This window comes from Collinsella sp. AM20-15AC (genome assembly GCF_003471405.1).
GTDB lineage: Bacteria > Actinomycetota > Coriobacteriia > Coriobacteriales > Coriobacteriaceae > Collinsella.
Window position 1 is genome coordinate 1 of record NZ_QRJA01000009.1, and the last position, 19,581, is coordinate 19,581.

Consider the following 19,581-nt stretch of genomic DNA (forward strand, 5'->3'; position numbering starts at 1 on the left):
ATCCCCGGCCTTGACGACGAGTTCCGCGTCATCGTGTCTCCGTGGATCCTTTCCTCGCTGATCACCGATCGCCTTGCCGCTTACTACGAGACGGTCACCAAGCACAACCTCAACTACCGTCGCTACTATCACCAGTTCGACTACTAATAGTTGACCACTCATTTAAGAAGCACCCTGCCCGGGCGCATGCGTCCGGGCATTTTTATGCCGAAATTCGCTAGGAAGGGGATCGAATGAGGCAGTTTATCGTGGCGTCCCATGCTCATTTCGCGTCTGGAATCGTCGAGAGCATCGGCCTGCTTTCCGGTGAGCGCGAAAACGTCCATGCGCTCTCTATGTATGTCGACGGAAACGAGGACCTGTCCAAGGAGGCTGCAGCGATTCTGGACGGCTTTGCCGCGGACGACGAAGTTGTCGTGTGCACTGACCTCTTTGGCGGCAGCGTCAACAACGAGTTCACCAAGATCGTCCAGACGCGTCCCAACACGCACCTCGTGACCAATATGAACTTGCCACTCCTTATTCAGCTGCTGTTCGTACCCGATTCCACTCCGATCGACGAGGCCATTCGCCAGATCGTCGAGGCGGACGACACTAAGGTCAAGTACGTCAACGACCTGCTGGGGCAGGCCGAACTCGATGAGTTTTAATCGTTAGGAGCACATCATGATTCAGATGATTCGTGTAGATTATCGACTGCTTCACGGCCAGGTTGCCGTTAGCTGGACCTCGGCTCTGGGTGCCGACTGCATCCTGTTAGTGAGCGACACGGTCCTCAATGACAAGCTTCGTCTGCAGGCCCTGTCCCTTGCAAAGCCCGAAGGATGCAAGGTCGTCGTCAAAAACACCGAGGATGCTGTCAAGGCGCTCCAGAGCGGTGTGACCGATAAGTACAAACTCTTCGTGGTTTGCGAGACGATTCAGCAGGCCGGTGCCGTCGCCAAGGCGATGGGAGTCAAGAAGATCAACCTCGGCAACGTTGCCTTTAGCGAGAATGCCCGCCAGGTCTCGACGAGCGTGTTCCTCACGCCCGAGAACGAGGCCTACGTGAAGGAGCTGCTCGGCGAGGGCTATGAACTGTTCATTCAGATGATTCCGGCAGATGCGAAGACTGACGCCGCGAAGGTCATCGGTTAGGGGCCGTCATGGTTATCAAGACAATCCTGATTTTCCTTATTGCCCTTTTGGGTTATTCCGAGTGGCTGACGGGCACGAGCTACCTCCAGCGCCCGATCGTGCTCGGACCTCTGGTTGGCCTTGTCATGGGCGACATGGTGACCGGCACGATCATGGGCGCCACGATGGAGCTTGCCATGGTCGGCGCCATCTCGGTCGGCGCCTATAACCCGCCCGATACGATTTCCGGCACTATCCTGGGCGTATCTCTTGCCATGCAGGCCGGCGCGGACGCTTCGGCGGCCCTGACCCTGGGTATTCCTATCGCCACGATCGTCCTGGCGCTCGACACGGCCCTGGGCCAACCGGTCATGCTGCTGCTGGTGCACCGTATCGACAAAAACGTCGAGGACGGAGACACCAAGGCCATCACGCGCAACATGCTCATCGCCGGTTACGCGCAGAGCTGGTGCGGCCTGCTGATTATTCCCCTGGCATTCTTCTTTGGTGCCGATGCTGTTGCCAGCCTGCTCAACATCATCCCCGATTTCGTTCAGACCGGCATGGATGTCGCCGCCGCCTTCTTGCCCGCACTCGGCTTTGCGATGCTGGCGCAGATGATTATGAACAAAACAGTGGCTCCGTTCTTCTTCGCTGGCTTCTTCCTCGTCGCCTACTTTGGCATTAGCACGACGGGTGTGGCGATCTTTGCCGCGATCATCGTCGTCGCGATGACGGTTTTGGGTGATAAGAAAAAAGCGGAGCAGCCCGCAGCGGCAACCGAGGATCCTGCGATTGGGAGTGGGTTCGATGAGCTTTAAGTTTGAGTCTTCTTACGACGGGCTGATTTCCCGCGCAGACCTTAAGAAGCTGTTCTGGCGCTCGATTCCCTATGAGCATTCCTGGAACTACGAGCGTATGGGCCATATCGGCTTTATGTGGGCCCTTATGCCGATCCTTCGCAAGCTGTATCCGCAGGATGCGGACTTTAAGGCCGCCCTTAAGCGCCATATGGAGCTCTATAACGTCACGCCGTACATCTCGACGCTTCCCATGTCCATCGCCGCTGCAATGGAGGAGGTCAACGCTACTGACGATAGCTTTGACACGAGCGCGATCTCTAATGTCAAGCTTGCTTTGATGGGGCCGCTGTCCGGCGTGGGCGATGCTTTCTACTGGGGCACGCTGCGAATTTTGGCAACGGGTGTCGGCACGTCGCTGGCGCTGCAGGGCTCTATTCTTGGCCCGATTTTGTTCCTGCTCGTGTTCAACGTTCCTCACTACATCATCCGTTACCTGCTGACGTTTGTGGGATATCGCTTTGGCTCGGACATGATCAGCAAGGTCCAGGAATCGGGCATTATGGACACGATCGTCAAGATGGCCTCTATCATGGGCGCCATGGTGATCGGTGCTATGACCATGGAGATGGTCACCGTGGACATTCCGCTCATGGTCGGCGCGGGCGATGGCGCTCAGACGCTCGCCGAGCTGCTCAACGGAATCTTCCCGGGCTTTGTCACGATGGGGCTGTTTGGAATTGTCTATCTCATGCTCAAGAAGAAGATGAATCCGCTGCTCATCATGCTCGTGATTCTACTCGTGAGTATCGCCGGCGCGTTCTTTGGAGTGCTTGGTGTTCAGTAGGGCATCCGTCATAATTAAAACAATGTAAGAGGGGGCGTCGCGCACATTGTGCTGCGGCGCCCTTTTGCCGAAAGGTGGACAAGATGGGGTATCCGCAGCTTGCCGTCATGAATATCAGCCATCGTTATTTTGACCTTGAGGAATTCTTTTCCTCGGCAGCGGCCTCGGGCTACACGTGTTGCGAGCTTTGGACCGGGGCGATGCATCTGTATGTCGATTGCCATGGATACGATTCGATCGAGCAGGTGCGGGAGCTGTCACAGCGGTATGGGGTTCGGATTGTGGGACTTTGTCCCGAACAGAACAACCCCAAGCCGTGGAATATCGCGGCGCGCGGGAATGAGGCGCGTGCCCGCACGCTCGCGTACTTTAAGAACGTTGTAGATATCGCGGCGGAACTTGGAGCCGAGCAGGTCATGGTCTCGAGCGGCTGGGCATTTTTGAACGAGCCGATCGAGGACGCGTGGGGTCGCAGTGCCTCGATGCTGCGTGCGATTGCCGAGCATGCGGGAGAACGCGGCGTGCGACTGGTGCTCGAGGCTCTACAACCGGTTGAGTCGATAATCGTGAACTCGGCGGCCGACACGAAGCGCATGATCGAGGCAGTTGACCATCCGGCACTTAAGGCGTGTCTGGATATGGGCGCCATGGCGGTGGCGGGGGATACCATCGACGATTATTTCGATCTGCTTGGCGATGATGTCGCCCACGTGCATTTTGTCGATGTTGCGGCAGATGGCACGACGCATCTTGCCTGGGGTGACGGCGACCGCGATATGCGCGCCGACCTGGATAGGCTGGTGGCGCGCGGCTATCGCGGAGTTGTTTCGGCCGAGACCTATGACGGGCGCTATTTTGCCGACCCCGCAGCTGCCGATGCGCAGGTAATGGCAGAGTATCGTCGTGCGATTGGCGCCTAGGTGGGGTCGGGCTGCGGCAACCTACCCTATGTTTCCAGATGAATACGGTGTGAGCGGCTGCGACGGATTTTCCCCGCAAGCACTCTAGTATGCTAAAGTACCCAGAAGACCGGCGGAGCTACGCCGGTCTTCTGCTCTATATGAAACACAGCATGAGGAGGCTCACCAGATGACGGCCACACCGTGGGGATTCCGGGACATATTGCCCGAGGAGGCTCAGGCGCGCGAGGAGATTGCGCTGACGGTGAAGGGCTGCTTCGGGGAGCATCATTACCTTCCGGTCGAGACGCCGCTGCTCGAGGACAAGGGTTCGCTCGAGGAAGGCGGCCGCATTGCGGACACGCCGTTTAAGCTCTTTGATGACGACGGTCGCCTGCTGGTGGTCCGTCCCGACAACACGCTGCCGATCGTGCGTTTGGTTTCGACCCGCATGCGCGCGGCCGACCTGCCCCTGCGCCTTCGCTACGAGGCGCCGGTGGTTCGCGAGTGTCAGCGCAATGCCGGCGGCTCGCGCCAGTTTACACAGCTGGGCTTTGAGCTTATCGGTGCGGGCGACACCGCGGGCGATGTCGAGATTGTCTCGCTCGTGGCCGAGGCGGTGCGCAAGCTGGCGCTGCCCGATGCGCGCATTATCGCAGGTAGCGTGCGTCCGTTTAAGGAGCTGCTCGCGGCGTGCGAGGATCGCGAGCTGGCTGCCGAGGCCCTGCACTGCGTGCACGCCAACGACTTTGTGGGCCTCGATGCCCGCGTGGCGGCAAGCGCCGAGTCCGATGCCGTCAAGGTTGCCATTAGCGAGCTGCCGCGCTTGCACGGCGGCGCCGAGGTACTCGACCGCGTCGATGCGCTGCTGGCGGCGGCGGGCATTGTCGCGCCGCTCACGCGTGAGCTGCGTGCTCTGGTCGAGGGCCTGGCTCCCGGGGACGCCCAGGTGCTGTCGTTCGACTTCTCCATCATGAACTCTTTCGATTACTACACGGGCCTGGTCTTTAAGGCCTATGCCGGCGGCCTGCCTGACCCGGTCGGTTCGGGCGGCCGCTACGACTCCATCTTTACCGGCGCATTTGGCGACGGCATCGAGGTGCCGGCGGCGGGTTTCGCCTTTTCGCTCGAGCGTCTGGAGGCCGCGCGCACCTCGGCCGAGGACGCCGCCCCCGATGGCGACCACGCCGTGGGCCGTGGCGCCGAGGGCCCGCTACGCATCGCCGTGCCCAAGGGCTCGCTCAAGGCCGACACGCTCGACGTGCTCGAAGCCGCGGGCCTGGACGTCTCTGAGTTGCGCGATCCGGGCCGTCACCTAATCGTGCGCGGCCGCGACACGCGTGCCGGTGAGGGCGCGGTCGGAGATATCGAGTTTGTCATCGTGCGTCCCAGCGATGCGCCCGCCTTTGTGGGCTGCGGCGGTGCCGATTGCGGCATCTGCGGTTGGGACTCGCTTATCGAGGCAGACCTCAACCTGCTGCAGCTGGTCGATCTGGGTTACGGCCTGTGCACTTTCATTGAGGCAGAGCCCGCGTGGCGCGCTGGTCAGGCCGAGCGCAACTATGCCCGTCGCGGGTCGCTTCGCGTGGCCACCAAGTATCCGCGCATCGCGAGCACCTGGTATGCCGAGCGCGGCGTGAACGCCGACATCGTTTCGCTGCACGGCAACATCGAGCTGGGCCCCATCGTTGGCATGACCGATCGCATCGTGGATATTACCGCCACGGGCGCCACGCTGCGCGATAACGACCTCGTTATTACTGGTCGCATCATGGACTGCACGGCCCGCTTCTTTGTCAATCCGGGCGCCGCACGTCTGGACCCGCGCGTACGCAATCTGGCAGATCGCCTGGCCGCGGCTGTTAAGGACAAGTATTTTGAGCCCGTTGCGGGCTCGGCACAATAGCGCGAGCACGCACGGGCGCCCCAACGTCCGGGCGGCGGGCCGACTGGCGCCGCCGCCCGGTCTCTCGTTTTTCGAACACAACCTCGACCGATAGGGGATACCGAAATGAAGACCATCAAGCTTGCTCCCGGTGAGCGCCTCGTTACCAACCAGCTCAACCGTAAGGGCGTGCTGCCGCAAAATATCGTCGACGCCGCCCGCGATATCGTGGCCAACGTGCGCGCCAACGGCGATGCCGCGGTGCGCGATTACTGTCAGCGTTTTGACGGCGTTGATCTGCAGAGCTTCCGTCTGCCGCAAGAGCAGATCGATGCCGCGCTCGAAGGCCTCGATCCCGCTTTTGTCGCGGCGCTCGAAAAGGCTGCACGCCAGATTCGCGAGTTCCACCAGCGCGAGGTCGAGCAGAGCTGGTTTACCACGCGCCCGGACGGCACGATGCTCGGCGTTAAGGTGACCCCGCTCGCGGCGGCCGGCATCTATGTACCGGGCGGTCGCGCGCAGTACCCTTCCACCGTGCTTATGAACGCCGTTCCCGCCAAGGTCGCCGGCGTTGAGCGCGTGGTCATGGTGACCCCGCCGCAAAAAGATGGTCTGATTAGCCCCTATACGCTCGCGGCGGCCAAGCTCGGCGGCGTGGACGAAATCTATATGGTGGGCGGCGCCCAGGCCGTGGCCGCGCTGGCGTACGGTACCGAGACCATTCCGCGTGTCGACAAGATTACCGGCCCGGGTAACGCCTTTGTCGCCGCTGCCAAGCAGATTGTCTCGGGTGATGTGGGTATCGATATGGTCGCCGGTCCCTCCGAGGTCTGCGTGCTGGCCGACGCCACGGCCAAGCCCATGGTGGTCGCGGCCGACCTGATGGCCCAGGCCGAGCATGATCCGCTGGCGGCCTGCTATCTGGTGACCTGCGACGAGCAGTTTGCGCGTGAGGTTGAGGCAGGTATCGACATCCTGGTGGCACAGTCCCCGCGTGCCGAGATCACGCGTGCCTCGCTCGACAACGAAGGTACCATCGTGGTGGCCGCCGACATGGCGGCTGCCGTCGAGGCAGTGAACACCGTGGCGCCCGAGCACCTTGAGCTGCATTGCAAGGATGCGATGGGCCTGCTCGGCGGCATTCGCAACGCCGGCGCCATCTTTGTGGGCGCTTGGAGCTCCGAGCCGCTCGGCGATTACGTTGCCGGCCCCAATCACACGCTGCCGACCGGCGGCACGGCCATGTTCTCCAACCCGCTTTCGGTCGAAGAGTTCGTCAAGCGCTCGAGTGTCATTTGCTATACACCCGAGGGCCTGCTCTCCGATGCTCCCGCTACGCAGCGCCTGGCCGAGGCCGAGGGCCTGTGGGCGCACGCGCTTTCGGCCGCACTGCGCCGCCGCGTGTTGGAGCAGGGCGAGGATGCCGTGAGCGCCGAGTCGCTCGCCGCGGCCGACCTGACCAAGGTTGCCTGGCCGGGCGACGCCGTGGCGACGGCTGCCGAGGGCGTGGACCTGGCGGCTGCAGGCGCAGATGGCGCTGGCGTAACCGGCGGGGAGGCCTAATATGGCCGAACTCACGCCGCGCATGAAGGAGCTCGTCCAGCCCTATCTGGCAGGCATCGAGCCCTACGATCCCAACTTTACGCCCACGCGCATCAACCTTTCGGCAAACGAGAACACCTACCCCGTGCCGGCCGGCGTGCGCGAGGCGGTTGATGCGGCGTTTGCCGCCACGCCGCTCAACCGCTATCCCGACCCCATGTCCAACGACCTGCGCGACGAGCTTGCCGCTTGGCATGGCGTGACGCGCGAGAATATCTGCGTGGGCAACGGCGGTGACGAGCTGCTCTATAACTGCCTGCTGACGTTTGGCGGCGCGGGGAGGACCCTGCTCAACTGCCCGCCGTGCTTTAGCGAGTATGCGTTCTTTGCGTCTCTGTGCCAGACCGAGGTGCGCGACGTGTGGCGCGACCCGGCAACTTTTGAGCTCGACCAGGCAGCTGTGCTCGCGGCCGCACCCGAGTGCAACCTGGCAATCGTGACCTCGCCCAACAATCCCACGGGTGACGTTGCTCCGCTCGACTTTGTCGCGGCCCTGTGCGATGCCTGCCCCGGCATGGTGATGGTCGACGAGGCCTACGTGGAGTTTGCCGACGATTCGTTTGGCGCGGCCACCACGGCGCAGGGGCTTATCAGCGAGCATCCCAACCTGGTGATTCTACATACGCTGTCCAAGGCGTTTGGCGCCGCCGGAACGCGTCTGGGCTATGTGATCGCGGCGCCCGAGGTCATCGACGTGTTCGCGGCGATTCGCCAGATCTATTCGGTCAACGTGCTGAGCCAGGCGGCAGCACTTGCCTGCGTGCGTGCCCGCGATGCGTACGCGCCCGTGGTGGCACAGGTTGCATCCGAGCGCGAACGCGAGCTGTGCGCCCTGTGCGCAATGGCTGCCGAGGGCCTGCCCGTGGAGACATGGCCGAGTGCAGCGAATTTTGTGCTCGTGCGCACGCCGCATGCCACGCGCGTGCGCGAGCTCCTGCGCGACGAGTATTCAATTTTGGTGCGCGACTTTAGCTACGCGCCGGGGCTCGCGGACTGTCTGCGCATTACCGTGGGTACCCCGCAGGAAAACGACGAGGTGCTGGCTGCGTTTGCCGCGCTGGTGAAGGGGGAGATGTAGATGGACCGCTATGCCGAGGTAACCCGCAAGACGGGCGAGACCGACATTGTCGTAAAGCTCGACCTGGACGGATCTGGTGTGTGCGATATCTCGACCGGCGTACCGTTTTTCGACCACATGCTCAACGCCTTTGGCCGTCATGGCCTGTTCGATCTGACGGTGCACGCGGTGGGCGACGTGGAGGTCGATGCGCACCACACCGTCGAGGACACGGGTATTGTGCTGGGCGAGGCGTTTTGCCAGGCTCTGGGCGACAAGGCGGGCATTACGCGCTTTGCCGACGCGGCGATCGCCATGGACGAGACGCTTGTGATGGCTGCTGTTGATATTTCGGGCCGCGGGCAGGCCTACTGCGAGCTGCCCGTGCCCACCGAGCGCGTGGGCAGCTTTGATACCGAGCTGGCCGTCGAGTTCTTCTACGCCTTTGCGCGCGACGCCAAACTCACGCTGCATGTGCGCGAGCTGGCGGGCGGCAACTCGCATCACATTATCGAGGCCGCCTTTAAGGCCGTGGGCCGCACGATGCGCCACGCCTGCGAGCTCGATCCCCGCGTGCAGGGCATCCCCAGCACCAAGGGCTCGCTGTAACCGTCACAAGGGTAAAACCACCACGAAGATGCCTGTCCTCTTTGTGGTGGTTTTGGATGATGAGAAGTGGAGGGGTCGCGTGGGCGAACCGAAGATCGTGGTGGTCGACTACCACAAGGGCAACTTGTCGAGCGTCGTGCGCGGGCTTGCGCGCGCCGGTGCTGCCGCCTGCACGTCGGACGATCCGGAGCAGATCCGCAACGCCGACGGCCTGGTCATCCCGGGCGTGGGTGCGTTCTATGACGCGATCGCCTTTATGCGTCAGAGCGGCGAGGAGGTGGCCGTGCTCGATGCCGTTGCCGCCGGAACTCCGCTGCTCGGCATCTGCCTGGGCCTTCAGCTGTTTTTTGAGCGCGGCAACGAGGGCGTGCCTGCGAACGAGGACGCGGACGCGGACGACGATGCCTCCGAGCAGGCTGGTGGTCCCTGGGTCGATGGCCTGGGCATCATGCGCGGCTCGTGCACGCGCCTGGAGTCGAGCCGCCTGAAGGTGCCGCACGTGGGCTGGGACCAGGTGCACATGACGCCCGCCGGTGCGGCCGACCCGCTGCTCGCCGGTTTTGCCGAGGGCGCCAACATGTACTTCACCCACAGCTACGCGGTGGCCGACGACGCCGATGCCGCCGATGTGCTGGCGCGCACGCACTATACGCGGAGCTTCCCGTGCATCGTGCGCCATGGCAACGTGTGGGGCTGCCAGTTCCATCCCGAGAAATCCTCCGCGCTGGGTCAGCGCATCCTTAAGAACTTCGTCAACATCGTCGAGGAGGTTGGCCGATGATCCTGTTTCCCGCAATCGATCTGATCGGCGGCAAGGTCGTGCGCCTGGAGCGCGGCGACCGCAGCCGCTGCAAGGTATATTCCGACGACCCCATGGCCGTTGCCCGCTCGTTTGCCGAGCAGGGCGCGAGCTGGGTGCACGTCGTTGACCTGTCCGCTACCTTTGGCGAGGACGAGGACACGTGCGCTGCCAACTCGGCGGCGATTAAGGCTATCTGCGGCGTCGACGGCCTGTCCGTGGACGTGGGCGGCGGCGTTCGCTCGCTCGCGCGCATCGATGAACTGGCGGGCTACGGCGCGCGCCGCATCGCGTTGGGCACGGTGCTCGTGACCGAGCCGGGTTTTGCCGAGGTGGCCGCCCGCGGCTTTGGCGAGCTGCTGGTGGCAGACATCGCCGCGCGCGATGGCCAAGTCAAGGTGAACGGCTGGCGCGACGGCACGGGCGTGGCGCTCGACGATGCCGTGGCGCAGCTTTCCGAGCTGGGCTTTAAGCATCTGGTGTATACCGACATCGCGCGCGATGGCATGCAGACGGGCATCGATGTGGCGGTGTATCGCCATGTGGCCGAGGTCGCGGGCTTTCCCGTCGTGGCTTCGGGCGGCATCTCGACGCTCGATGACATCCGCGCGCTGGCCGCGGTGGGTGAGGGCGCGATTGAAGGCGCTATTACCGGCCGTGCACTCTACGAGGGCAACTTTACGCTGGCCCAGGCGCTGGTCGCCGCCCGAGGGGAGGAGTAGCCCATGCTTACCAAGCGCGTGATTCCCTGCCTAGACGTCAAGGACGGCCGTGTGGTCAAGGGCGTCAACTTTGTGAGCCTGCGCGATGCGGGCGACCCGGTGGAGCTGGCACGTGCCTACGACCGCGAGGGTGCGGACGAGGTTGTCTTCCTGGACATTACCGCCACGAGCGACAACCGTGCGACGACTATCGAGATGGCGGCGCATGCGGCCGAGGAGCTGGCCATTCCCTATACCGTGGGCGGCGGCTTTCGCGACCTGGCGGGCATGCGCACCATGGTTGCCGCCGGTGCCGACAAGGTGTCGCTCAACTCGGCGGCCGTGCGCGATCCGTCGCTGATCAGCCAGGCTGCCGCGGCGTTTGGTAGCCAGGCCGTGGTCGTGGCGATTGATGCCAAGCGCGTGGGGCTGCCCGGGGAGCCGGGCGCCGATAAGTGGGAGGTCTTTACGGCGGGCGGCCGCAACGCTACGGGTATCGACGCGGTGGCGTGGGCCGAGGAGGCGGTTCGTCGTGGCGCCGGCGAAATCCTACTGACCAGCATGGATCGCGACGGCACCAAGGCCGGCTTCGATTTGGCGCTCACCCGCGCCGTGGCGCGCGCGGTACCAATCCCCGTCATCGCGAGCGGCGGCGTGGGTACGCTCGAGCATTTTGCCGAGGGTGTGATTGAGGGCGAGGCCGATGCTGTGCTGGCGGCGAGCGTCTTTCACTTTGGAACCTTCAGCATTCGCGAAGTCAAAGAGTATATGGCCTCTCAAGGCATCCCTGTCAGGTTGGACTTCTAGCGCTGCGGCTTGCCCAGGCGCCCGACCTTCCGGCTCCAACCCTCCTCGCGTACTTTAAGTACGCGTCGTCGGGCTTGTCGCTCGGAATCTCGGGCACCTGGACAACCCTCGCCGACCTGCGAAGTTTGAATTTGGGGAGAGAAATGGAAGAGATAACCGATCCTTCAAAACTTACGTACGACGCCCGCGGGCTGATTCCTTGCGTGGTTCAGCAGCATGACACCGGTGAGGTGCTTATGGTTGCTTGGATGAACGAGGAATCGGTGGGGCTGACGCTCAAGACCGGGACCACGTGGTTTTGGAGTCGCAGCCGTCAGGAGCTCTGGAACAAGGGCGCGACGAGTGGCAACATGCAGGAGGTCAAGGAGCTCTGGGCCGACTGCGATAGCGATACGCTGCTGGTCAAGGTGGACTCACCGGGCCCGGCCTGCCATACCGGCAACCGTACCTGCTTCTTTAAGCGCGTGGAAGGGGGAGTGCGATGAAAGTCGTGACGCCGTTCGAGGTCGCCGAATGCAACACCGAGCTCCTCCGCGCGGGCGTGCCATGCCGCGTGCACCTGACTGATGCCTGCGGGGCGCAGTCGCTTTGGCTCGAGGCCGAGAAGGAAAGGCTCAATGAGGCCCATGCCGTCATCGTCGAGTTCTTTGAGAAAAAGGGCGCAAAGCCTCGGTTCGATGAGACCGGTACCTACTTTACGCTGCAGTAACGAGAGGAAATAACCATGGGAGTCAGAACAGCTAACGTGCAGCCGGGAAACATCGGTGAGACGCTGACGGGACTGGCCGAGGTGATTCACGGCCGTCGCGATGCGCCGACGCAGGAGAGCTATACCGCGCGTCTGCTGACCGACGTCGAGGACGAGCTTCTCAAGAAGCTTGCCGAGGAGGCGAGCGAGGTGATCATGGCCTGCAAGGATAACGACCACGATCACATCCGCTACGAGGCCGGCGACCTGATCTACCACCTGCTCGTGACGCTCGAGCGCTACGGCATCACCCTCGACGAACTGGCCGGCGAACTCAACGCCCGCCGCCACTAGTCATTGGGGACGTTCTTAAACGACTAGTTAGGCGAGGGGCGTGGATTCCCATTCGCCGGTGGGGTGGGGGATATCGAAGGCCCGGTAGCCGCAGTCGTAGGCGTGGGCCTGGGCCTCGCGGATGTTCCAGCAGATGTCGCAGGCGCGGTGCGCGTCCGAGCCAAAGGTGATGGGCACCTCGGCATGGGCGAAGCGGCGCAACAGCCTGGTCGCGGGGTAGTAATCGTCGAGCCCCTTGCGCGGTGCGGCGGTCGAGACCTCAACGCGGCGACCCGTATCGTGGGCGCATTCGGCTATCTGCTCCCAAAACGGCGCGGGGTCAAAGTCGGGTGCAAGGCCGTCCTTCGAAAAGCGCATGACCAGGTCGGGATGGGCCATCGCGTCAAAGTTGAGTGAGCTTTCGCAAGCACGGCACCAGTCGTCGACGTAGCACTCCCACACGCCGCGCACGCCTAAGTTTTCCCAAACATGCAGGTTGGTATCGTCGTCGATCCAACCGCAAAGGGAATCGGGTGTATCGGGGCGCGCGACGTCCTCTGTCCCTGCCGTGCCCGCGGCGCCTGCCGCAATATCGCCCGGGTTGCCAATCCAGTGCACGCTGCCCAGACGTACGACGGCGCCCTGGGACCAGTGCTCTACCAAGGGCTCGCAGCCCTCGTACCAATCGCATTCAAAACCGTAGATAAAGGTGAGCTCCGGCGCAATCTGCGCGGCGAGTTTGCGGGCGTCCTCAAAGGCCAAACGATGTGCCGGCAAGTCGCCCTCGACGACCTGCACCTCGCAGTTAGCATCCATACTGGCGGGCAGGGTAAGGTGGTCGGTCGAGACCATGACGCGGCAGCCGGCGGCAGCAGCGGCACGGACGTTGTCCTCGAACGAGGCGTGCCCGTCCGAGAACGAGGTATGAGTATGGCAATCGACCAGCGGGCAGGCGGGCATGGCGACTCCTTTGCGTCAAGCGAATCCGCTCCATTGTAACGGCGCGGTCCCTGGCGCGCCGGGAACGCCGCAAGTCGAAACCGACTGGAAAGGGCAGGCGGCGCGTGCCGGCGCCGGCGACTACTTGCTTCGTGCCGCCGCGCGTTTGGCCTGCACCGTTACCATCGCGTGTCTCACGGCGGTGATGGGGCGATAGCGGATCATGCGCGGTCCCGACCAGCGCATGACCTCGCGGATCTTCTCGCGCATGGCAGGCCGGTAACAATGCGAAGGACATGCCGAGCAAAATGTCTTGGTGCCCATGTGCGGGCAGTGCTCAATGCGCGCGATGGCGTATTTCTGCAGCTCGGCGCATTCGGGGCAGAGCGTAATGGTTCGAAGGCCGAGTTTCACGCGCACGGACTCATCGCCGCCAGCCTGTTCGACCACATGCCCGCCGCCATGATGCCCACGACACCACAGCGCAATCATCTGCGACACCATTTGGGCCTCACGCTCACGTTTGCGTGCTAGCTCCGGTGTGTCGACTGGGCGCGCCATTAGCTCAGCCTCCCGTGCTCGACCGAAAGCGAGAAATCGGCAAACGCGCAGGTGCTGGCACGGTGGCTCACGAGCACAATGGTCTTGCCGCGGCGCTTGAGCTCGTCGATTGCCTGCATCACGGACGCCTCGTTGAGAGCATCGAGCGCGCTGGTGGGTTCGTCGAGCAAGATGAAGGGTGCGTCGTTGAGGAAGATGCGCGCAAGGCCGATGCGCTGGCGCTCGCCGCCCGAAAGCGAGTCGCCCAGCTCGGCAACGGGCGTGTCGAGTCCCTGCGGCAGACGGTCGATGAGCGTGGTGAGTGAGGCGGAGCGGCAAGCGTCGAGCAGCTCGGCATCGGTGGCGTTGGCGTGCGCGACCAGCAGGTTCTCGCGTACGGTGCCGCAGAACAGATGCGTGTCCTGGGTCATATAGGCCTCGTGGCTGCGCAGGCTCGCCGTGTTGATGTGGCGGGCATCGACGCCCCTCACCGTGATGGTGCCGGCTGCGGGGTCCCAAAAGCGCATGAGCAGCTTAAGCAGCGTCGACTTGCCCGAACCCGAGCGCCCCATGATGCAGGTCATGGTACCGGGCGCAAAGGTGCAGGTCACGTCGTCGAGGATGAGACTCGCAGCGGTGTCGTTCGCGACCTGCTCTGTGGCGCCCGCACCGCCCGCGTCCACGCCGCCCACATAGCTAAAGCTCACATGCTCGGCTGCGGCGCCGGCAAACTCAACGTTCTGTCCATCGGCGACCTCGGCGCACTGGGGCTGCTCGTCGAGCAAATCGAGCACGCGTGCGCCCGAGGCGAGCGTCTCCTGCAGTGAGGCGCCCAGGCGGCTCACGGCCATCACCGAGCCAAACGACGACACAAAGGTAAAGACGGCGACAAACGCTGCGGCAAAGTCAATCGTTCCCGCAGCCACCAGCTGCAGCGCACGCCCGAGCATCACCAGATTAGCCACAAGAATAAGCGCATCGGCTACGGCCTCGCTGACCGCCTGGCGGCGCTCGAGGCGCGCGTCCACGGCGCCGACTTGCTCGGTCAGCTTGCCCAGGGCACGGCTGCGATCGGTGCCACCGGCAAACTGGATGGTCTCGCCCGCGCCGCGCAGACTGTCGAGTACAAAGGCGCCCAGCTTACCGGCGCCCTCGCGGCTCTGGCGGCCGGTGGTGCCGCATGCCTTGGCCGAGGTCAGGGGCAGCAGCACGCCCAGGACCGCGTAGGCCACGAGCGCGATGCCCGCGAGCTCGGGGCTCACAGCCAGCAAAAAGCCCTCAAACACAACGGTGCAGACCAGAGCTATGGCAATGGGCGAGATGGTGTGCGCGTAGAAGACCTCGAGCAGCTCGATATCCGAGGTGACCAGGCTCACGAGCTCGCCCTTGCCGCGGCCCTCGAGCTTGGCGGGGGCGAGCTGGCGCAGGGCGCCAAACACCAGGTCGCGAACGTGCGCGAGCAGACGGAATGCGATGTAATGGTTGCAGAGCTGCTCGCCGTAGTGGAGCGGCCCGCGTGCGATGCCGCAGGCGGCGCAGGCCGCGCATGCTGCGATCAGACCAAGCCCCAAGGCGTTGCGGCCCAGCGCGGCCATAAGGCCAAGGGCGCCAAAGGCCGGCACGAACGCGGCGGTGAGCATGCCAATGCTGCCCAGCGCGACGGCTAGCACAAGCCAGCCGGCAAGCGGTCGGACGAGCCCCATCATGCGCCACATGATGGACGGTGCCGAGCGACGGGCGCGGCCGGAGTCAGTGGCCGCGGCAGCGGAAGACGAGCCAGCACCGTTGAGGCCATCGGTACAGGCAGCGCTGCTGTCAACAGCCTCAACCGCGCCGGCATCCTCGGCATCACCCTCCGCATACGTATATGCCGAGAGCTGCTCCTGGCTGCTCCACATGCGCGCATAGGCGCCCGCGCCCGACAGGAGCTCATCATGGGTGCCGCGCTCGGCAATGCGGCCGCGTTCCAGCACCAGGATCTGATCGGCGTCCACGATCGTCGACAGGCGGTGTGCCACCACGATTACAGTGTGCCCGCCGGCAAGCGACGCGATGACCTCGCCGATCGCGGCCTCGCTTGCGGCATCGACGTTGCTCGTAGCCTCGTCAAACACATAGATCGGCGAGTCGTGCAGCAGGGCGCGGGCCATGCACACGCGCTGGCGCTGGCCGCCCGAAAGGTTGGTGCCACCCTCGTTAATCACCATGTCGAGCCCGCCGTTGGCCCGCACAAAGGCCGCCACGCGCGTGCGGTCGAGCGCGCGCAAAAGCTCGGTGTCGGTGGCGTTGGGCTGGGCGAGCAGCAGGTTGTCGCGCAGGGTGCCGGCAAACAGGTAGCCGTTGGTGGGCACCAGCGTGACGGCGCGCATGAGTGAGGCGGCCGTGACATCGCGCAGCTCGACGCCGCCGATGCGCACGCTGCCGCGGTAGGCGTCCTTGCGGCCCGCGATAATCCCCGCGAGCGTGGACTTGCCGCCGCCGCTTTCGCCCACGAGTGCCACGAGCGAGCCGTGCGCAATGGTCGCGCTGGCGCTGTCCAGCACGGTGCGGTCGCCGTAGGCATAGCTCACGCCTGCGAGCTCGATATCGCCGCGACCATCAAGCTCAACATCGCCGCGCTCGGGCTCGGGCGTATCCAAAATGCCAAACATGCGGCGCGAGGCGGCCATGCCGTTCATGGCCGTGTGGAACAGCGATCCCAGGCGGCGCATAGGCAAAAAGAACTCCTGTGACAGAAAGACGATGAGGAAGGCAGCCTCAAAGCCGATCTTGCCCGTGGCGAGCTGCAGTGCGGCCACGATAATGCCGAGCGCGGCGCCCATATAGACGACCAGGTCCATAACGCAAATGGAGCGCAGCTGCATCACCAGCAGGCGCATGGTCGCTGTGCGGAAACGCTCGGACTCGGCGTTGATGCGCTCGTGCCAGTCGCGGTCGGCCTGATACACCTTAAGGGTGGTGAGACCCTGCACGGCCTCCAGGAACATGCCGCCAAGATCGACATAGCTGCCCCAGTACTCGGCACCGATCTTTTTGGCGTTGCGCATGACCATCATGATGGAGACGGGGATGACCGGAACGCAGGCGAGCAGTAGCGCGGCGGGAAGACCCGCTTGGCCCACGAGCAGTACAAACAGCGTGATGGGTGCCAAACCGGCAAAGAAGAGCTGCGGCAGGTAACCGCCAAAGTACACCTGGAGTTGCGTGGCGCCCTCGACGCTGGTCTGGACGGCCTCGGCGGTGGGGACGGTTTCGGTGTAGGAGGGGCCGAGTGCGGTGAGCTTGTCGTAGACGAGCGAGCGCACGCGGCGGACGGCCTCGAACGCGGCCTTGTCGCCGGCGCGTTGGGCCAGGTAGATGGAGGCGGCGCGCACGATGATGGCGGCGGCGAGCGGCAAGGCCGCCTGTGCGAGGGCATCGACGGCGAGCGCGGCGGAAAGACCGTTCGTGACGATGCCGCCCAAGATGCGCGCAAGCATCCACATCACCGTGATGTTTGCCATGAGCGCGATCCACTTAAACAGGACGCTTGCCATAATGTAGGGCGTTGCCTGCGGAACCAGGGAGAAGAGCCGCTTCTCGAACATGAAACCTCCTATGCCGTAACGGTGCCGGGCTGGGTCGTCGGCAGCCGCTTAGTTAGCCAAATGCAACTAGAGTAACATCGTGCAGCGGTTAAGTATGCCGAGGGTAATTTTTAGCCGTTGAACTGCGTAGAAAGTTCAAAATTGTTGAGTGCGGCGAACTTTGTGGTGGACGGAATGCGGGCGCAATTTTGATCGTGTGCGGCCCGCTCCAAAACGTGTACGTCAGCCTCCAAAACCGACAAAAAATGACATGTTTGGAGGCTGACGTACATGTTTGGATAGGGGCAAGGGCGACGACGGACGAAAGTCACGCCTGTGCCACGTTCGATGTGCTAGCGTTTGGGTGAATAAAACGAGCCCGTGCGGAAAGGATTCGGACCGTATGCAACGTGGAAGTACATCTCCGCTGTCCCGTGAGACCGATGCGCCCGAAACCATCGTCAAGCTGGAGTGCGACATCGATGATGCGTCGCCCGAGGTACTCGCCTATGCCGCCGACCGCCTGCGCGAGGCAGGCGCCCGCGAGGTGCACTGGTTGCCTCTCTACTGCAAAAAGGGCCGCCCCGGATGGCAGTTGCAGGTGATTTGCTCGCATGAGGATATCGAACGCCTGCAGACGATTATCTTTTTGGAAACCACGACCAACGCCGTTCGTCGCCAGGTGATGGAACGCGTCTGCCTGCCGCGTCGTTTTGAGCAGGTAGCGACGCCTTGGGGCGAGGTGGCCGTCAAAGTAGCCACCCTGCCCGACGGCAGTGAGCGTGCGGCGCCCGAGTACGAGGACTGCGCCCGTCTTGCCCGCGAGCATAATGTGCCGCTCCAGCGCGTGATGCAGGCGGCACAAGCCCCGGCACTGCGATTTGAATAGCGCGGCCGGCGACATCCCGCGTCCAGCCCCATCAACCCCACACCGAAAGGACTCCCCATGAAATACCTCATCGCTTCCGACATTCACGGCTCGGCATACTGGACCGAGCGTCTGGTCGCCGCCATCGAATCCGAGCAGCCCGACCGCATCGTGCTGCTGGGCGACCTGCTCTACCACGGCCCGCGCAACGACCTGCCGCGCGACTATGCCCCCAAGCGTGTGATTCCGCTGCTCAACGCCCTGGCCGACCGCATCATCGCGGTGCGCGGCAACTGCGACGCCGAGGTCGACCAGATGGTCCTCGACTTCCCCGTCATGGCCGACTACGCCACGCTGTTCGACGAGACCGGCCGCGAGCTGTTCCTGACGCATGGCCACGTCTTTGGCGCTGGCATGCATAACAGCGTTGATCACGCGCCCGCGCTGCCCGAGGGCTCCGCGCTCGTCTACGGCCATACGCACATCAAGGTTAACGAGGCAAGCGAGGCGCACCCGGGCCTGTGGCTCTTCAACCCCGGCAGCGTGAGCATTCCCAAGGACGGTACGCACAGCTATGGCATCTACGAGGACGGCGCGTTCCGTCACGTGATCCTGGAGGAGGAATAACCATGGCAGAGCAGCTGGCTCAGCAAAATGCCGAGGGCTCGCGCGACCTGTCCACGCTGGTAGACGCGTCGGCCGAGCTGCAGCATCTGGTGCAGACCATTTGGCGCCTGCGTCAGCCCGACGGCTGCCCGTGGGACCGCGAGCAGACGCACCGCAGCATTGGCAAGAACATGATCGAGGAAGCCTACGAGGCGCTCGACTGCATCGAGGCCGACGACGCGGCACACCTGCGCGAGGAGTTGGGCGACGTGCTCATGCAGGTCGTACTGCATGCGCAGATTGCGGCGGATGCCGGCGAGTTTTCGCTGGCCGATGTGGCGCGCGATATCGACGCCAAGCTCATCCGTCGTCACCCGCACGTGTTTGGCGATGCGGATGCCGACAACTCCGACGAGGTGCTCAAGATTTGGGACGAGGTCAAGCTTGCCGAGAAGGCCGCCAAAGACCAGGCCGTGGCGGCAGGCGGGGCCGCACCCGAGGGTCTGCTCGACGGTGTGCCCACGCACCTGCCGGCGCTGATGCAGGCTCAGAAGGTGTCGCGCAAGGCGGCTGCCGTGGGCTTTGAGTGGGAGACGGTCCAGGACGTGTGGGACGAGGTCGCCGAGGAGCGTGCCGAGTTTGAGGCCGAGGCTCCCGGCTCGCCCGAGCGCGAGATGGAGTTTGGCGACCTGCTCTTTGCCCTGGTCAACGTTGCGCGCAAGGAGGGAATCGACGCCGAGAGCGCCCTGCGTGCGAGCACGGCAAAGTTCCGCCGCCGCTGGGCCGCGATGGAGCAGATGGCGGCCGACGCCCACGTGGATCTGGCCGAGCTTTCGACCCACGGCCTCAATGACCTCTGGGATGCCGCAAAGGCAGAGGAGTAAGACTGCGGGGGCGACGGGACGGACTTTCTCATCGC

At 63.8% G+C, this 19,581-nt stretch carries 21 protein-coding genes; 18 read left to right on the forward strand and 3 right to left on the reverse strand.

From position 1 onward, the window contains the following. The first annotated feature begins 233 nt into the window (after positions 1–233). The 15 genes from DW233_RS04230 to hisE all read left to right on the forward strand — a co-directional run bounded on the left by DW233_RS04230 (position 234) and on the right by hisE (position 12,164). Positions 234–650, forward strand: a complete 417-nt coding sequence (locus tag DW233_RS04230) for a PTS sugar transporter subunit IIA (protein WP_117564884.1) — start codon at positions 234–236, stop codon at positions 648–650. 16 nt (positions 651–666) lie between these two features. Continuing rightward, positions 667–1,137, forward strand: a complete 471-nt coding sequence (locus DW233_RS04235; RefSeq protein ID WP_117564885.1) for a PTS sugar transporter subunit IIB — start codon at positions 667–669, stop codon at positions 1,135–1,137. 8 nt (positions 1,138–1,145) lie between these two features. Then, complete coding sequence (locus DW233_RS04240) at positions 1,146–1,937, forward strand: PTS sugar transporter subunit IIC (protein ID WP_118266868.1); 792 nt, start codon at positions 1,146–1,148, stop codon at positions 1,935–1,937. Next, on the forward strand, positions 1,927–2,763 hold the full coding sequence (locus DW233_RS04245) for a PTS system mannose/fructose/sorbose family transporter subunit IID (protein WP_117564887.1): 837 nt from the start codon (positions 1,927–1,929) through the stop codon (positions 2,761–2,763). The genes DW233_RS04240 and DW233_RS04245 overlap by 11 nt, the downstream gene beginning before the upstream one ends. 83 nt (positions 2,764–2,846) lie before the next feature. Then, positions 2,847–3,683, forward strand: a complete 837-nt coding sequence (locus DW233_RS04250; protein WP_118266870.1) for a sugar phosphate isomerase/epimerase — start codon at positions 2,847–2,849, stop codon at positions 3,681–3,683. 169 nt (positions 3,684–3,852) lie between these two features. After that, positions 3,853–5,568: an ATP phosphoribosyltransferase gene (gene hisG / locus DW233_RS04255; protein WP_118266871.1), complete on the forward strand. Its 1,716-nt coding sequence runs from the start codon at positions 3,853–3,855 to the stop codon at positions 5,566–5,568. Positions 5,569–5,673: 105 nt separating this feature from the next. Next, the gene (hisD, locus tag DW233_RS04260) at positions 5,674–7,110 is read left to right on the forward strand and encodes a histidinol dehydrogenase (RefSeq protein WP_118266873.1); all 1,437 of its coding nucleotides are present in this window, start codon (positions 5,674–5,676) and stop codon (positions 7,108–7,110) included. 1 nt (position 7,111) lies between these two features. Then, on the forward strand, positions 7,112–8,227 hold the full coding sequence (gene hisC / locus DW233_RS04265) for a histidinol-phosphate transaminase (RefSeq protein WP_118266875.1): 1,116 nt from the start codon (positions 7,112–7,114) through the stop codon (positions 8,225–8,227). Next, entirely contained in the window at positions 8,228–8,815 is a 588-nt protein-coding gene (gene hisB, locus DW233_RS04270; protein ID WP_117779030.1) for an imidazoleglycerol-phosphate dehydratase HisB, read from the forward strand. It abuts the gene before it with no gap. 79 nt (positions 8,816–8,894) lie between these two features. Further along, positions 8,895–9,596 (forward strand): imidazole glycerol phosphate synthase subunit HisH, encoded by a 702-nt coding sequence (locus DW233_RS04275; protein ID WP_233547937.1) that lies wholly within the window; start codon positions 8,895–8,897, stop codon positions 9,594–9,596. Beyond that, positions 9,593–10,336 carry a HisA/HisF-related TIM barrel protein gene (locus DW233_RS04280; protein WP_118266879.1) on the forward strand — a complete coding sequence of 248 codons (744 nt, stop codon included), beginning with the start codon at positions 9,593–9,595 and terminating at the stop codon, positions 10,334–10,336. The genes DW233_RS04275 and DW233_RS04280 overlap by 4 nt, the downstream gene beginning before the upstream one ends. 3 nt (positions 10,337–10,339) lie before the next feature. Continuing rightward, positions 10,340–11,122, forward strand: a complete 783-nt coding sequence (gene hisF, locus DW233_RS04285) for an imidazole glycerol phosphate synthase subunit HisF (protein WP_118266880.1) — start codon at positions 10,340–10,342, stop codon at positions 11,120–11,122. Between the two features lie 143 nt (positions 11,123–11,265). Further along, positions 11,266–11,607, forward strand: a complete 342-nt coding sequence (hisI, locus tag DW233_RS04290) for a phosphoribosyl-AMP cyclohydrolase (protein ID WP_118266882.1) — start codon at positions 11,266–11,268, stop codon at positions 11,605–11,607. After that, the gene (locus tag DW233_RS04295; protein ID WP_117772820.1) at positions 11,604–11,831 is read left to right on the forward strand and encodes a hypothetical protein; all 228 of its coding nucleotides are present in this window, start codon (positions 11,604–11,606) and stop codon (positions 11,829–11,831) included. The genes hisI and DW233_RS04295 overlap by 4 nt, the downstream gene beginning before the upstream one ends. A gap of 15 nt (positions 11,832–11,846) precedes the next feature. Then, positions 11,847–12,164, forward strand: coding sequence for a phosphoribosyl-ATP diphosphatase (hisE, locus tag DW233_RS04300; RefSeq protein ID WP_118266884.1), 318 nt, complete (start codon positions 11,847–11,849; stop codon positions 12,162–12,164). A 27-nt stretch (positions 12,165–12,191) separates the two neighbouring features. On the opposite strand, the gene DW233_RS04305 is transcribed toward hisE, so the two are convergent. The 3 genes from DW233_RS04305 to DW233_RS04315 form a co-directional block, all read right to left on the reverse strand. After that, positions 12,192–13,103, reverse strand: coding sequence for a PHP domain-containing protein (locus tag DW233_RS04305; RefSeq protein WP_118266886.1), 912 nt, complete (start codon positions 13,101–13,103; stop codon positions 12,192–12,194). A gap of 120 nt (positions 13,104–13,223) precedes the next feature. Further along, positions 13,224–13,643, reverse strand: coding sequence for a nitrous oxide-stimulated promoter family protein (locus DW233_RS04310; RefSeq protein ID WP_089573587.1), 420 nt, complete (start codon positions 13,641–13,643; stop codon positions 13,224–13,226). After that, complete coding sequence (locus DW233_RS04315; protein ID WP_118266888.1) at positions 13,643–17,209, reverse strand: ATP-binding cassette domain-containing protein; 3,567 nt, start codon at positions 17,207–17,209, stop codon at positions 13,643–13,645. The genes DW233_RS04310 and DW233_RS04315 overlap by 1 nt, the downstream gene beginning before the upstream one ends. A 382-nt stretch (positions 17,210–17,591) precedes the next feature. Here DW233_RS04315 and larC point away from each other — a divergent pair, with 382 nt between their 5' ends. From larC to mazG, 3 genes are read left to right on the forward strand one after another with little or no spacing between them, the layout of a single operon-like run. Beyond that, positions 17,592–18,077, forward strand: a complete 486-nt coding sequence (gene larC / locus DW233_RS04320; RefSeq protein WP_118266890.1) for a nickel insertion protein — start codon at positions 17,592–17,594, stop codon at positions 18,075–18,077. 57 nt (positions 18,078–18,134) lie between these two features. Further along, complete coding sequence (gene yfcE / locus DW233_RS04325; protein ID WP_117646212.1) at positions 18,135–18,683, forward strand: phosphodiesterase; 549 nt, start codon at positions 18,135–18,137, stop codon at positions 18,681–18,683. 2 nt (positions 18,684–18,685) lie between these two features. Continuing rightward, positions 18,686–19,546, forward strand: coding sequence for a nucleoside triphosphate pyrophosphohydrolase (gene mazG, locus DW233_RS04330; RefSeq protein WP_118266892.1), 861 nt, complete (start codon positions 18,686–18,688; stop codon positions 19,544–19,546). Positions 19,547–19,581 lie beyond the last annotated feature (35 nt).

What these genes read in the sequence shown, in the direction of transcription:
- hisF (WP_118266880.1), top strand. Translation starts at nt 10,340, where the DNA reads ATGCTTACCAAGCGCGTGATTCCCTGCCTAGACGTCAAGGACGGCCGT.
- hisE (WP_118266884.1), top strand. Translation starts at nt 11,847, where the DNA reads ATGGGAGTCAGAACAGCTAACGTGCAGCCGGGAAACATCGGTGAGACG.
- DW233_RS04230 (WP_117564884.1), top strand. Translation starts at nt 234, where the DNA reads ATGAGGCAGTTTATCGTGGCGTCCCATGCTCATTTCGCGTCTGGAATC.
- DW233_RS04295 (WP_117772820.1), top strand. Translation starts at nt 11,604, where the DNA reads ATGAAAGTCGTGACGCCGTTCGAGGTCGCCGAATGCAACACCGAGCTC.
- DW233_RS04245 (WP_117564887.1), top strand. Translation starts at nt 1,927, where the DNA reads ATGAGCTTTAAGTTTGAGTCTTCTTACGACGGGCTGATTTCCCGCGCA.
- hisG (WP_118266871.1), top strand. Translation starts at nt 3,853, where the DNA reads ATGACGGCCACACCGTGGGGATTCCGGGACATATTGCCCGAGGAGGCT.
- DW233_RS04235 (WP_117564885.1), top strand. Translation starts at nt 667, where the DNA reads ATGATTCAGATGATTCGTGTAGATTATCGACTGCTTCACGGCCAGGTT.
- DW233_RS04280 (WP_118266879.1), top strand. Translation starts at nt 9,593, where the DNA reads ATGATCCTGTTTCCCGCAATCGATCTGATCGGCGGCAAGGTCGTGCGC.
- hisD (WP_118266873.1), top strand. Translation starts at nt 5,674, where the DNA reads ATGAAGACCATCAAGCTTGCTCCCGGTGAGCGCCTCGTTACCAACCAG.
- yfcE (WP_117646212.1), top strand. Translation starts at nt 18,135, where the DNA reads ATGAAATACCTCATCGCTTCCGACATTCACGGCTCGGCATACTGGACC.
- mazG (WP_118266892.1), top strand. Translation starts at nt 18,686, where the DNA reads ATGGCAGAGCAGCTGGCTCAGCAAAATGCCGAGGGCTCGCGCGACCTG.
- hisI (WP_118266882.1), top strand. Translation starts at nt 11,266, where the DNA reads ATGGAAGAGATAACCGATCCTTCAAAACTTACGTACGACGCCCGCGGG.
- DW233_RS04240 (WP_118266868.1), top strand. Translation starts at nt 1,146, where the DNA reads ATGGTTATCAAGACAATCCTGATTTTCCTTATTGCCCTTTTGGGTTAT.
- larC (WP_118266890.1), top strand. Translation starts at nt 17,592, where the DNA reads ATGCAACGTGGAAGTACATCTCCGCTGTCCCGTGAGACCGATGCGCCC.
- hisC (WP_118266875.1), top strand. Translation starts at nt 7,112, where the DNA reads ATGGCCGAACTCACGCCGCGCATGAAGGAGCTCGTCCAGCCCTATCTG.
- DW233_RS04310 (WP_089573587.1), bottom strand. Translation starts at nt 13,643, where the DNA reads ATGGCGCGCCCAGTCGACACACCGGAGCTAGCACGCAAACGTGAGCGT.
- DW233_RS04250 (WP_118266870.1), top strand. Translation starts at nt 2,847, where the DNA reads ATGGGGTATCCGCAGCTTGCCGTCATGAATATCAGCCATCGTTATTTT.
- DW233_RS04305 (WP_118266886.1), bottom strand. Translation starts at nt 13,103, where the DNA reads ATGCCCGCCTGCCCGCTGGTCGATTGCCATACTCATACCTCGTTCTCG.
- hisB (WP_117779030.1), top strand. Translation starts at nt 8,228, where the DNA reads ATGGACCGCTATGCCGAGGTAACCCGCAAGACGGGCGAGACCGACATT.
- DW233_RS04315 (WP_118266888.1), bottom strand. Translation starts at nt 17,209, where the DNA reads ATGTTCGAGAAGCGGCTCTTCTCCCTGGTTCCGCAGGCAACGCCCTAC.